Source organism: Gordonia sihwensis, assembly GCF_029632925.1.
Classification (GTDB): Bacteria; Actinomycetota; Actinomycetes; order Mycobacteriales; family Mycobacteriaceae; genus Gordonia; species Gordonia sihwensis.
In genome coordinates this window covers 2,145,620-2,157,658 of sequence record NZ_CP121248.1, presented here as the reverse complement: position 1 = coordinate 2,157,658, position 12,039 = coordinate 2,145,620, and the positions used below count along the sequence as shown (strand labels likewise).

Here is a 12,039-nt window from a genome sequence, read left to right as displayed (position 1 = left end):
GACTCCACCGTAGTCGGGAACCGCGCCCGGCATAGTGGGAGCCATGCGTCATACCCTCGCCGACATCCTGCCCGCGGTGTCCGCCGCATTCGACGGCGCCGAGACCGAGGGGCTCGAGGTGGCCCCGGCTCGTGACATCGCCGTCCTCCTGATCGACGGACTGGGAGCCGAACTCCTGCGGCGGCACGGCGACGTGGCACCGACTCTGACGGCGCACCTGCGGACCACGTTGGCAGCCGGGTTCCCCGCGACGACGGCCTCGAGCATCTCGAGTCTGGCGATCGGAGCACCCTGTGCCACACACGGGATCATCGGATACAGTTTCGCGCTGCCCTCCGCCGCCGGACCGGAGAACTTCAACGCGCTGCGCTGGCGGACCGGCAGCGCCGAAGGGCCGGATGCGAGAACCACACATGTGCCGGAAGACGTTCAGCCCGTGGAGAGTTCGGTGCAGCGGCTGGCTCGGAGCGGTGTCGAGGTCCACTACGTGGTGCCGGGCTATCAGATGCGTTCGGGGTTGACGCGGGCGGCGTTCCGAACGGCCGGACGACTCCACCCGGCGTCAGATCTCGACTCCGTGCGCGACGGACTCCTCGATTTCGCCCGGCACACCGATCGCGGGCGCCGATTCGCCTACGCCTACTTCCCGGACCTCGACATGCACGGGCACGTCGCCGGGCCGGAGTCGGCGCAGTGGCGCGCCGTGCTCGGCGCGGTCGACGCAATGGTCGCACAGCTGATCGACGACCTGCCCCCGACGTGCACCCTGCTGATCACCGGCGATCACGGCATGATTCGCGCGGGGGCGGCCGTCGACCTCGAGGCGGATCCCGAACTGCGCCGCGATGTCCGCCTGGTCTCCGGCGAAGCCCGAGTGCGGCACGTCTACTCCGACCATCCGGACGCCGTGCGTGACGTGGCCGATCGATGGACCGGGGCGCTCGGCGAGCACGCCCGCATCGTCACCCGCGAGCAGGCGCTTGACGAACACTGGTTCGGTCCCACGCCTCCGGTGCCGACGATCGAGTCCCGGATCGGTGACGTTCTGGCGGTGGCGCGAGGAACGAGCGTCCTCGTCTGTCCCACCGCCGAGCCCATGGAGTCGACGATGGCCGGTCATCACGGTGCCTGGACCGACGATGAACAACTGGTGCCGCTGATCTCGAATCGGTGAGATCAGTCGGAGTAGCGGTGCGACCAGCCGATCGCGCGGAGCTCGCCGACCGGTCCGGTGACGGTGGTGATCGACTGATACTTCGGGGTGGGCGGTCGTCCGCGCGACTTGCGGGTCATCGGGACCACCAAGCCCTGAGGCGTTCCGTTTCGACTCCAGTCCTCGCTCACCAGGAATGATTCGGGAAGCCGGTCGCCGAGGAAGGCGTAGCGGGCGCTGCCGCGCTTGCCTTCGGTGGGACGATGCAACCGCTGCATGATCATCGTCCGGCTGTGCGCCCCCGGCTCGCGGATGAACCTCACGCGCTCGTACACCGGGACACCCATCGAGAACAGCGCGCCGTACGGAGCACTGGCGACGCTGTGCGGTGTGAGGGCCGAGGCGGCGGCGGGCGCCGCCGACGCCTCGGCCGGATGGACGGCTGCCGCCGCGCCGACCGCCAGGACGGCGGTGACCGCGGCGACACGGCGGCGTCCGCTGACGGGGCGGCGAGTGAAGGAACGACGATCACGGGCCTGGCGCGGCGAACCTGTCATCGGTCAACCGTCGCAGCTGCCGGGTTCGAGGGCAAGTACCCCGATACGCACGCTGATCGGCGTGTCGGCCGGTCCGTCGGAGGTCGACGTCTCGCATGCCGACCGGGTCCGTAGTAGGTTCGACCCCGTGATCCGAGTGCGAGTGACCGCTGCTGCGGCGGCCCTGGCGATCGCCGCATCCGCGGCGGTCGCGCCGGCCGCCCATGCCGATCCGGCGACGGCCCGGGCGAACTTCCTCGGCGTGTCGTTGGCCCCCGGCACCGCCGGACTCACGCCGCAGTTGGCGATCGCCTACACGCTCGCGCACCGTGAGGCGCGTGCCTCCGGGGTGGCGCTGTCGGTGACGTCCGGAAAGCGCTCGCGCGCGGAGCAGGCGGCACTGTGGCGGCAGGGCATCGCCGACTACGGCAGTCCCGCCGCCGCGCGCCGCTGGGTACTGCCGCCCGATGAGTCGACCCACGTCACGGGCGAGGCCGTCGATGTGGGACCGCGGTCGGGCGCGCGTTGGCTGCAGGCCAACGGCATCCGCTGGGGCCTGTGCCGGGTGTACGACAACGAGTGGTGGCACTTCGAACTGGCGGCGCTGCCCGGAACGGCGTGCCCGCCCAGGCTCCCCGACGCAGCGAGCCGCTGACCTGGTCTCGTCGGCCGCCGTGCCATGTGCGTGCACACGTGGACGGTTGCGGCTACGAACCTCTGGCCCAATAGGGAAGGATGAATGCCGTGTCGGAGAACCCAGACCACGAGAACGCCGTCCCTGAACCGTCCGAGGCGGGCGAACTGGACGATCGCGTCGTCGATGCCGACGCGGCCGATGTCGTCGAAGCCGTCGAGTCGATGGAGGCCGCGCTCGGCGCCGGCGGGACCGACGATGGGTCCGCGGCGGACGTCGAGCCCGCATACCTGTCGTACGAGGAGTTCGGTCGACGGTTCTTCGAGCTCGCCGTCACCGAGGAACGGATCGGCAGCGCGTTCACCTCGATCGCGGGCGAGGAGTTCGAGGTCGGCCCGATCGGGTCGGGACCGGCAGGAGTGGTGAAAGTGCGGGCGATGGTGCGCGTCGCCGAACCGGAGATCGTCCGTGATCTCGGGCAGCTGATCACCTTCACGGTCAAGCTGCCGCTGCACATCGCGTTGACGGTGGATCTCAAGGTCGACCGCATCCGGTACGACGTCGACGGTCTGGTGACACTGCCGCTGACGGTCCGGTGCGCGGCGCCGCTGCAGGTGCGGATAGAGGTGGACCCACCGCGACCGCGCGACGTGTTCGTCGACGTCAGCTCGCGGAACGTCCGGGGCGAGATCATTCGCAATCTGGCTCAGGTGGACGACGAGATCCGCAGGGTCATCGCGAAGTTCGTGGAGACCGAGATCGACAAGCCGGCCATCCGCAAGGCCCGGTTCATCGATGTCGACGCCGAACTCGGCCGCGCGTTCGAAAGCATGTGACGCCTGTTCGGTGCCATGCTGGATAGATGACTGAGAACCGCCCGGGAGATCACGAGAAGTACGTCAAGGCAGATCAGCCGTACGAACGAGACACCAGGTACATCGAGACCCGGATCACGCGCGACGGCGCCGACGGCTACCCGGTGGAGGCCGGGCGCTACCGGCTCGTCGTCTCATACGCCTGTCCGTGGGCGAACCGGTCGATCATCGTGCGCCGGCTGCTCGGTCTCGAAGACCCGATTTCAATGGGTGTGTGCGGTCCGACGCACGACTGGCGGTCGTGGACCTTCGACCTCGATCCGGGCGGGGTGGATCCGGTGCTGGGCATACCGCGGCTGCAGGACGCGTACTTCCGGCGGATCCCCGGCTATGAGAAGGGCATCACCGTCCCGGCAGTCGTCGATGTCCCGAGCGGAGCGGTGGTCACCAACGACTTCCCGCAGATCACTCTCGACTTCGAGACCGAGTGGGTCGACTTCCACCGGGACGGGGCGCCCCGGCTGTACCCCGAGGATCTTCGCCGCGAGATCGACGAGGTGAACGCGGTGGTCTACCGTGACGTGAACAACGGCGTGTACCGGTGCGGCTTCGCCGGCTCACAGGAAGCCTACGACGACGCCTACGACCAACTCTTCTCCCGGCTCGACTGGCTCACCGAACGGCTGCGCACCCAGCGATACCTGGTCGGAGACACCATCACCGAGGCGGATGTGCGACTGTTCACGACGCTCGCGCGGTTCGACCCGGTGTATCACGGCCACTTCAAGTGCAATCGCGAGAAGCTCTCCGAGATGCCGGTGCTCTGGGCATACGCGCGCGATCTCTATCAGACTCCCGGCTTCGGCGACTGCACGAACTTCGACCACATCAAACGGCACTACTACCAGGTGCATCGCGACATCAACCCCTCCGGGATCGTGCCGAAGGGTCCGGATCTGTCGAACTGGGCCGAACCGCACGGCAGGGAGGCGCTCGGTGGCCGACCCTTCGGAGACGGAACACCGCCCGCCCCGCTCGGTTGAACGGGACGAGCGGCGTCGTCGAGGGGTGAACGCCAATCCCTCAGGCCACCGCCAGCTCCGCTGAGCGCGCCCGGGCGCGCGGAATCGCCAGCGTGATGAGCACACCGACGAAGGCCGCGGCCGCCCCGATGAGGAAGCACCAGCGGAACGCGGAGTGCGTCGGGACCTGGTGACCGCCACCGAGATCGATGGTCGACGCAGCCAGAACCACCGCCATCACCGCCGACGACAGGGTGGTGCCGACCGACCTCATCAGGCCGTTGAGTCCCACCGCCGCCCCGGCCTCGGTGATCGGCACCGCGCCCATGATGAGCGTGGGCATCGCCGCGTAGCCGATGCCCACGCCGGCCGAGCCGATCACCGAAGCCACGGCGAGCTGCCAGGGAGCGTTCATCAGGAAGTACGCGGTGAGGTAGCCGACACAGAGGACCGCGCCGCCGATCGCGAGCGTGAGCTTCGGGCCGAGACGGTTGATGAGCATGCCGGAGATCGGGGCGAAGAGCATCATCATGATGCCGCCCGGAGCCATCCACAGACCGGTCTGCAAGATGGTCTGCCCGAAGCCGCCGACCGAATCCGGCACCTCGAGCATCGTCGGAACCACGATCGCCTGCGCCATCATGCCGAATCCGATGGCGATCGCCGCCAGATTCGTCAGCAGCACCGTCGGCTTGGCGGTCGTGCGCAGATCGACCAACGGATCACTGTGCCGCAACTCGAACATCGCCCACGCCAGGAGCACGACCACGCCGGCGGCGAGGAAGCCGAGGGTGGCGCCGGACGCCCAGCCCCAGTCCTTGCCCTTCGAGATGGCGATGAGGACGCTGCACAGACCGACCGCCATTCCGACTGCGCCGATCACGTCCAGTCGTCCACCGGCACTGTCGGCGACGTTCGGCACGATGACCACGACCAGGACGGTGATCAGCAATGCCAGTCCCGCCGAAGCCCAGAACAGCGCCCGCCAGTCCCAGGTCTGCGCGACCCAGGCCGACACCGGAAGTCCGATGGCGCCGCCGACGCCGAGCGTGGCGCTCATCGCGGCCACCGCCATCGAGGTCAGACGCGGCGGCGTCACCTCCCGCATCAGGCTGATGCCGACCGGGATGAAGCCCATCGACATGCCTTGGACGGCGCGTCCGATCAGCATCGGAACGAGTGTGCCGCCGATGGCGCAGATCAGCGAGCCGACGACGAGTAGCAGCGCGCTGGCGAGAATCACGCGCTGCTTGCCGTACATGTCGCCGAGGCGCCCCGCGATCGGCATAGCCACGGCGCCGCCGAGCAGCGTGGCGGTGATCACCCACGACGCGTTCGAGATGGACGTGTGCAGCAGTTGCGGTAGTTCGGGCTGAACCGGGATGATCAGCGTCTGCATCAGGGATGCGACCAGACCGCCCAGACAGAGGGTGATGACGATACCGAGCGCACCGCGGTCGCCTGCGGTTTCGTCCGACGCTGCGGCGGCAGGGGCGTCGGCCGGCGCGGGCGCGGGGTTCACATCGTCGGCGGTCGGATCCGCCGTACCGGAGGGGGAGGACATTCAGAGGCCTTCGTTTCAGTGCGGAGCATGCGAGAACAACCTATGTAAGGTACATATGCGTCGTGCACACCCCAAACTCGGGGCTGTGTGCGGTCCAGTCGAGAACGAGGTGAGAACGGTAGACGGAGGCGAGCCCACCTGGCCGTCCCAGGTGCATCGGGACGTGGTCGAAGAACTCCTGCGGTTGCGTCGCAGACGTGACGAGGTCGACCCGAAGGCGATTCTGGACGCATCCGCGTTTCATATCCTCTGGCTGCTGTCGGACGGCCGCGCGCGGACTCTGCGTGAACTGAGCCACGATCTCGCGCTGGAGCAGTCGACGGTGAACCGGCAGGTCAACGCGGCGATCAAGCGCGGATACGTCGAGCGCTTCCCCGTCGACGGGCAGGTCAGTCGGATGCACCGGCCCACCGCGGCGGGGATGGAGGCGCTCGAACACGACGGTAGACGACGTGCCGATCGGCTCAATCGCGTCTTCGCCGATCTCGCTCCCGGCGATCCCGCGATTCTGCTCGCTCAGCTGCGGGCGTTCAACGACGCGTTCGAGCGCCAGGGTGTCGACGCGGACTGACGCAGGGCCGCTCAGTGCCTGCGGGCGGCGGCCGACGCCGCCCGATCGGCCTCGTCCTCCGACGCCCCGATGCCTGCCGACCAGCCGCAGTCGTCCCCGCGCCGCCACTCCAGAACGGTCAGGAAGCGTCCGCGTTCCGGCGCCGTGATCGCGCTCCGGTGACGGCTCAGAGGTTCGATGGCGTCCGCGCGCGCTGAGGTGCTGTCCGCGGCGCCGTCTGCGGGCATGTACTCCGCGCAGAACAGCGTCCAGAGCGTCTCCGCGTCGACTTCGCGGCCCTCGGTGTCCGTGTGCCGTTGCACGACGCGTGCGAAGTCGATCTGAAGGCGGCGTGGCAACTCGACGCCGAACTCGGCTGCCAGCAGATACGCGATACCGCCCTTGCCGGATTGCGAGTTGACCCGGATCACCTCATCGTACGTGCGGCCCAGGTCGGCCGGGTCGACCGGCAGATAGGGCACGTCCCACGGCATCTCCGATTCGGCGTGACCGGCATGGGCGGACCGGCGTCGGTGGTCGGCGAATCCCTTGGCGATGGCGTCTTGATGAGTGCCGCTGAATGCCGTGTGCACCAGGTCGCCGACGTACGGGTGGCGTGCATGGATCTCGATCTGGTTGGCCTCCTCGACGACTCGGCGGATCTCGTCGATGTCCGAGAAGTCGATCATCGGGTCGACGCCCTGTGCGTGGAGATTGAGGGCCAAGGTGGCGATGTCGACGTTGCCGGTCCGTTCGCCGTTGCCGAACAGGCATCCCTCGACGCGTTCGGCGCCGGCCAGCACCGCCAGTTCCGCGCACGCGATTCCGGTGCCGCGGTCGTTGTGCGGGTGCACCGACAGGATCACCGATTCCCGACGCTCGAGGTTCAGGTGCATGTACTCGATCTGGTCGGCGTAGACGTTCGGCGTCGCGATCTCCACGGTCGCAGGCAGATTCAGGATCACCGGACGATCAGGAGCGGCGTCCCACAGCCGCGTCATCGCGTTGCAGACGTCGAGCGCGAAATCCGGCTCGGTGAGGTTGAAGACCTCGGGGGAGAACTCGAAACGGACGTTCGGCAGGTCGCCGGCGAATTCCAACACGTCCCGGCCGCCGCCCAGAACGGTCTCGAGCAGCTCCGACCGCGACTGTCTCAACACGATGTCGCGCCAGACGGGTGCCGTGGCGGTGTACATGTGCACCACCACGGGATTGTCGATCCCGCGGATGGACTCCACGGTCCGCTCGATCAGATCCCGTCGCGCCGGAGTGAAGACGACCACCGTCACGTCGTCGGGGGCCAGATCGGTCTCCGCGATCTGCCGGACGAAATCGAAGTCGGTGGCCGACGCCGAGGGATAGCCGACTTCGATCTCCTTGTAGCCCATGGCGACGAGCAATTCGAACAGCTGGCGCTTGCGTGCCGGGTTCATGGGTTCCGGCAGTGCCTGGTTGCCGTCGCGCAGGTCTACCGAAACCCACAGCGGCGCGGACGTGAGGCGAGCCTCGGGCCACCGGCGCGTCGTCAGCGGAACCTCGACGCGACGGTACACGTCGCGGTACCGGTGCGAGGGCATCTGGGATCGCCGCTGGCGGTTCCATGAGGGTGACTGGTCGGGTATCGGCCCGGCAGGGGTGCTGATGGAGCCGAAGGCGTCGGGCCGGGACGCGGGGGATTCGGATTCGGTGAACATGGGATCTCGCTTTCGCAGAAGTCGGGTGCAGACCGGCGTCGGGGCCCACGGGGAGTCGCCGGTCTGCGGATCAGGACTCTCCGTGGCTGATGAGTCGGAGGGAAGCGAGGTTCTGCATGGCGCTAGAATCTAACACAACTCATCAGACAAGTAGAGGAGTGAGTGGTCATGCCCGCACAGGTGCGGCGAACGCCGCTGGCCGATCAGGCCGCCGAGGTACTGCTCGAGCGCATTCGCGCCGGGGAGTGGACACTGGGCCAGAAGCTTCCCGGCGAGAGCACGCTGGCGGTCCAGCTGGGGGTCGGCCGATCCACCGTGCGGGAGGCGGTGCGCCAGCTGGCAGGGCGCGGCGTCCTCTCGTCACGCCAGGGCGCCGGCGTCTTCGTCGCCGCAGTCGACGTGCCGGAGAACTGGGACGACGTCCTTCGCAGGGCGGACGTCGTCGCAGTGCTGGAGGCGCGCACCGCGATCGAGACCGAAGCCGCCGCGCTGGCGGCACGGCGCCGCACTCCGGCGCAGCTGCGCGCCATGCGTGCGGCGCTCGAGAAGCGCGAACAGAGCCGGAGCGGAATCGAGGACCGCGTCGCGGCCGATATCGACTTCCATCGGGCGGTGGTCTCCGCCGCCGGGAACCCGGTGTTGACCGAACTGTTCGACGCGATGACCCCGCGGGTGCGCGTCGCGATGGTCGACTTGCTGCGGATCCGTCGAGAGTTCGACACCGACATCGACCATCGCGCCCACGCCGACATCGTCGACGCCGTGGCGGCGAGGCGACCTGCCGACGCCGCAACCGCGGCACGCACCCATCTGGACGGACTCAAGGAGGCACTCGCGTGACACGCGCACAACAGGTTCTGCGGCTCGACGCCGTCACCTTCCGCCGCAACGGCCGGCAGATCCTGCACGGCATCGACTTCACCGTGCATGCGGGAGAGCACTGGGCGCTGCTCGGCCCGAACGGAGCGGGCAAGACCACCATCGTCGGGTTCTGCGCTGCTCAGACGCACCCGACGACGGGCACCGTCGACGTCTTGGGTAAGCGCCTCGGTCGCGTCGACACCGCCGAACTGCGCCGCCACATCGGCCACGTGAACCCGCGTCATCGGCTGCAGACCGGACTCACCGTGACCGAGGTCGTCCTCACCGGCGTCACCGGAACCATCGATCTGCCGATGCGATGGGTGCCCTCCGCGCAGGACCGGGCCAGGGCCGCCGCCCTCATCGACGACGTTGGAATGAGCGCGCGTGCCGACTCCGATTGGCTCACCCTGTCGCAGGGCGAACGGGGACGGGCGCTGATCGCGCGCGCACTGATCAGCGATCCCGAACTCCTGCTGCTCGACGAGCCGACCACCGGCCTCGACGTCGCCGCCAGGGAACAACTCCTCGAAACCGTCGACGCACTCGCGGTGTCCGCGCCCGAGGTGGCCTCTGTGCTGGTCACCCACCACCTGGAGGAGCTGCCCGAGACCACCAGCCACGCACTCGTGATCCGCGACGGCGCGGTGGTGGCCTCCGGAACGGCGACTCAGACGGTCACGTCGGAGGTCATCAGCCGGGCCTTCGACCATCGGATCGCCGTCGACCACGCCCAGGGTCGGTGGAGCGCCCGGGCCGTGAGGGAACGCTGAACGAGCAGCTCACACGGTGAGCATCACCTTGATCGCTTCGCGCCGGTCCATCGCGCGGTAGCCCTGGGCCGCGTCCTCGAGGGGCAGTGAGAGATCGAAGACGCGGCCGGGGTCGATCTCTCGGGCCGCGATGCGGCGCATCAGATCGGGCAGATACCGGCGGACCGGTGCGGGCCCGCCGTGCAGATGCACCGCCGAGTAGAAGAGCCTGTCGCCGGGCAGTTCCACGCCGTGCGAGACGCCGACGAAGCCGACGTGGCCGCCCGGGCGGGTCGATCGGATCGCCTGCATCATCGACTCCTGGGTTCCGACGGCCTCGATCACCGAGTGCGCGCCGAGTCCACCGGTCAGTTCCTTGACCGCCGCGACGCCGTCCTTGCCGCGCTCGGCGACGATGTCGGTGGCACCGAACTGCCTGGCGAGTTCCTGGCGGTCGGCGTGTCTGCTCATCGCGATGATGCGCTCAGCTCCCATCTGCCGCGCCGATAGAACGCCGAGCAGGCCCACCGCACCGTCGCCGACGACGGCGACGGTCTTGCCCGGCCGGACCTGAGCGGCGTCCGCCGCGAACCAGCCCGTGCCCAGGACGTCGGACGCCGCGAGGTACGAGGGGATCAGGTCGTCGTCGGGCGGCGCCGGCGTCGCGACCAGCGTTCCGTCCGCCCACGGGATGCGGGCGTACTGCGCCTGGGTTCCGATCCCGCCCATCGGGTGGACGTTGACGCATCGGGACTGGTAGCCGGCCTCGCAGATCTCACAGGTGTTGTCCGAGGCCATGAACGAACCCACCACGAAGTCACCGACCTTCACGGTGCGTACCTCGGGTCCGACCTCTTCGACGTAGCCGACGTACTCGTGGCCCATCGGAGCCTCCTCGACGTCGTTGGCACCGCGATAGGGCCACAGATCGGAGCCGCAGATGCACGTGGCGGCGAGGCGGATGATCGCATCGGTGGGCTGTTCGATTCGGGGATCGGGTCGATCGACGACGCTGACGTCTCCGGGCGAATGCATGATGACTGCGCGCATGCCGTCCACGGTAATGCGAACCGATCGCCCGCGCAGACGCGCGGGGACAGGGCGTACGTTGGACTGCGGAAGTCTGGAATCCAGGAGGGTTCGTGCAGCTGAGGCAGTCGTCGACATTCGCCTCCCTCGCCGTACCGAACTTCCGGACCTATGTGACCGGCGCACTGGTCTCCAACGTCCGCACGTGGGTGCAGCGGGTGGCCCAGGACTGGCTGGTGCTGCAGCTCTCCGGCGGATCGGCGATGGCGGTCGGCATCACGACGGCGCTCCAATTCGTTCCGGCGCTCGTCCTCTCACCCTTCGGCGGTGTCCTCGCCGACCGCTTCGATAAGCGCAGACTCCTGATGTTCACGCAGAGCTGGATGGCGCTGAGCGCGCTGGTGCTCGGCGCCCTCGCGGTCTCCGGCGTGGCCCAGACCTGGCACGTGTACGTGTTCGCCGTCGTCTTCGGGATGGGTACGGCCCTGGACGCACCCGCCCGCCAGGCCTTCGTCTCGGAGATGGTCGGAACCGAACGGCTCACCAACGCGATCGGGCTCAACAGTTCGGCCTTCAACGCCGCCCGGCTCATCGGCCCGGGAGTCGCAGGGCTCATCATCGCGGCCTTCGGCAGCGGGTGGGCGATCCTCAGCAACGGCGTCAGCTATCTCGCCTTCCTGATCGCCTTGATGCTGCTGAACAGGGACGAACTGGTTCCGGCCGAACCGCTGCGCCGGGCGAAGGGCCAGGTGCGCGAGGGCGTTCGGTATGTGGCCGCGCGCGCCGATCTGCTGATCGCCCTCGGCGTGGGTTTCGCCGTCGGCACCTTCGGTCTGAACTTCCAGATGACGAACGCGCTGATGGTGCGCAACGAGTTCCACCTGGACGCCGAGATGTACGGTCTGCTCGGCACCGTATCGGGCGCGGGGTCGCTGCTCGGCGCGCTGCTGGCCGCGCGGCGGAAGTCGTCTCCCGGACTGCGGTTCGTCGTCAGCGCCGCGCTGGTCTTCGCGGTCGCCAACGTGCTGTCGGGTGCGGTGCCGACCCCGCTGCTCTACGGCCTGGTGCTGCCTCTCGTGGGACTCTCCGCGCTGTTGTCGCTCACCGCGACCAACATGTACGTGCAGATGCATGTCGACCCGCAGGTCCGCGGGCGGGTGATGGCGCTCTACATGACGGTGCTGATGGGCGGCACACCCATCGGCGCGCCGCTCCTCGGTCTGCTCGCCGAATGGTTCGGACCGCGGGCGCCGCTCATCGGCGGCGGCGTGATCCAGGTGGCGGTGATCGCCGGAGTGCTGGCGCTGGTAGCCGTGCGTGTGCAGCGCGGACGGTCGAACGGGATCTCCGGGCTGGCGCGCGACAGCCGGCTCGGAATGTTCGCCGAGGTCCCGGTCGCCGCCCCGGACCCGGAACGTGAGTGCTGAGC

General features: G+C 68.6%; 12 protein-coding genes. 8 read left to right on the top strand and 4 right to left on the bottom strand.

Annotation, left to right across the window (positions count from 1 at the left end; all coding sequences use genetic code 11):
* Positions 1–43: 43 nt before the first annotated feature.
* A complete protein-coding gene (locus P5P27_RS10360) occupies positions 44–1,174 on the top strand; it encodes an alkaline phosphatase family protein (RefSeq protein WP_222111444.1) in 1,131 nt (376 codons plus the stop codon).
* A gap of 2 nt (positions 1,175–1,176) precedes the next feature.
* Here the strand turns inward: P5P27_RS10360 and P5P27_RS10355 are convergent, their stop codons facing one another.
* Positions 1,177–1,710, bottom strand: a complete 534-nt coding sequence (locus P5P27_RS10355; RefSeq protein WP_222111443.1) for a hypothetical protein — start codon at positions 1,708–1,710, stop codon at positions 1,177–1,179.
* A 127-nt stretch (positions 1,711–1,837) separates the two neighbouring features.
* On the opposite strand from P5P27_RS10355, the gene P5P27_RS10350 reads away from it, so the two are divergent.
* The 3 genes from P5P27_RS10350 (at position 1,838) to P5P27_RS10340 (ending at position 4,181) form a co-directional block, all read left to right on the top strand.
* Positions 1,838–2,344: a M15 family metallopeptidase gene (locus tag P5P27_RS10350; protein ID WP_006895105.1), complete on the top strand. Its 507-nt coding sequence runs from the start codon at positions 1,838–1,840 to the stop codon at positions 2,342–2,344.
* A gap of 80 nt (positions 2,345–2,424) precedes the next feature.
* Positions 2,425–3,159 carry a hypothetical protein gene (locus P5P27_RS10345; RefSeq protein ID WP_006895104.1) on the top strand — a complete coding sequence of 245 codons (735 nt, stop codon included), beginning with the start codon at positions 2,425–2,427 and terminating at the stop codon, positions 3,157–3,159.
* A 26-nt stretch (positions 3,160–3,185) separates the two neighbouring features.
* Positions 3,186–4,181 (top strand): glutathione S-transferase family protein, encoded by a 996-nt coding sequence (locus P5P27_RS10340; protein ID WP_278123826.1) that lies wholly within the window; start codon positions 3,186–3,188, stop codon positions 4,179–4,181.
* A gap of 40 nt (positions 4,182–4,221) precedes the next feature.
* On the opposite strand, the gene P5P27_RS10335 is transcribed toward P5P27_RS10340, so the two are convergent.
* Positions 4,222–5,724, bottom strand: a complete 1,503-nt coding sequence (locus P5P27_RS10335) for an MFS transporter (protein WP_278123824.1) — start codon at positions 5,722–5,724, stop codon at positions 4,222–4,224.
* Between the two features lie 55 nt (positions 5,725–5,779).
* Here P5P27_RS10335 and P5P27_RS10330 point away from each other — a divergent pair, with 55 nt between their 5' ends.
* Entirely contained in the window at positions 5,780–6,295 is a 516-nt protein-coding gene (locus P5P27_RS10330; protein WP_082084014.1) for a MarR family winged helix-turn-helix transcriptional regulator, read from the top strand.
* Positions 6,296–6,306: 11 nt separating this feature from the next.
* Here the strand turns inward: P5P27_RS10330 and P5P27_RS10325 are convergent, their stop codons facing one another.
* Complete coding sequence (locus tag P5P27_RS10325) at positions 6,307–7,968, bottom strand: 2-isopropylmalate synthase (protein WP_278123821.1); 1,662 nt, start codon at positions 7,966–7,968, stop codon at positions 6,307–6,309.
* Positions 7,969–8,136: 168 nt separating this feature from the next.
* Here P5P27_RS10325 and P5P27_RS10320 point away from each other — a divergent pair, with 168 nt between their 5' ends.
* Complete coding sequence (locus P5P27_RS10320) at positions 8,137–8,808, top strand: FadR/GntR family transcriptional regulator (RefSeq protein WP_006895097.1); 672 nt, start codon at positions 8,137–8,139, stop codon at positions 8,806–8,808.
* Positions 8,805–9,602 carry an ABC transporter ATP-binding protein gene (locus P5P27_RS10315; protein WP_278123819.1) on the top strand — a complete coding sequence of 266 codons (798 nt, stop codon included), beginning with the start codon at positions 8,805–8,807 and terminating at the stop codon, positions 9,600–9,602. Before P5P27_RS10320 ends, P5P27_RS10315 begins: the two co-directional genes overlap by 4 nt.
* A gap of 9 nt (positions 9,603–9,611) precedes the next feature.
* Here P5P27_RS10315 and P5P27_RS10310 read toward each other — a convergent pair whose 3' ends face one another.
* Positions 9,612–10,631: a zinc-dependent alcohol dehydrogenase family protein gene (locus P5P27_RS10310; RefSeq protein WP_062367726.1), complete on the bottom strand. Its 1,020-nt coding sequence runs from the start codon at positions 10,629–10,631 to the stop codon at positions 9,612–9,614.
* A 92-nt stretch (positions 10,632–10,723) separates the two neighbouring features.
* Here P5P27_RS10310 and P5P27_RS10305 point away from each other — a divergent pair, with 92 nt between their 5' ends.
* Positions 10,724–12,037 (top strand): MFS transporter, encoded by a 1,314-nt coding sequence (locus P5P27_RS10305; RefSeq protein ID WP_278123815.1) that lies wholly within the window; start codon positions 10,724–10,726, stop codon positions 12,035–12,037.
* Positions 12,038–12,039 lie beyond the last annotated feature (2 nt).

Bases quoted from the DNA above. Each gene is read 5' to 3' on its own strand.
- P5P27_RS10330 (WP_082084014.1), top strand. From the start codon at position 5,780: ATGCGTCGTGCACACCCCAAACTCGGGGCTGTGTGCGGTCCAGTCGAG.
- P5P27_RS10340 (WP_278123826.1), top strand. From the start codon at position 3,186: ATGACTGAGAACCGCCCGGGAGATCACGAGAAGTACGTCAAGGCAGAT.
- P5P27_RS10355 (WP_222111443.1), bottom strand. From the start codon at position 1,710: ATGACAGGTTCGCCGCGCCAGGCCCGTGATCGTCGTTCCTTCACTCGC.
- P5P27_RS10335 (WP_278123824.1), bottom strand. From the start codon at position 5,724: ATGTCCTCCCCCTCCGGTACGGCGGATCCGACCGCCGACGATGTGAAC.
- P5P27_RS10320 (WP_006895097.1), top strand. From the start codon at position 8,137: ATGCCCGCACAGGTGCGGCGAACGCCGCTGGCCGATCAGGCCGCCGAG.
- P5P27_RS10310 (WP_062367726.1), bottom strand. From the start codon at position 10,631: ATGCGCGCAGTCATCATGCATTCGCCCGGAGACGTCAGCGTCGTCGAT.
- P5P27_RS10345 (WP_006895104.1), top strand. From the start codon at position 2,425: ATGAATGCCGTGTCGGAGAACCCAGACCACGAGAACGCCGTCCCTGAA.
- P5P27_RS10325 (WP_278123821.1), bottom strand. From the start codon at position 7,968: ATGTTCACCGAATCCGAATCCCCCGCGTCCCGGCCCGACGCCTTCGGC.
- P5P27_RS10360 (WP_222111444.1), top strand. From the start codon at position 44: ATGCGTCATACCCTCGCCGACATCCTGCCCGCGGTGTCCGCCGCATTC.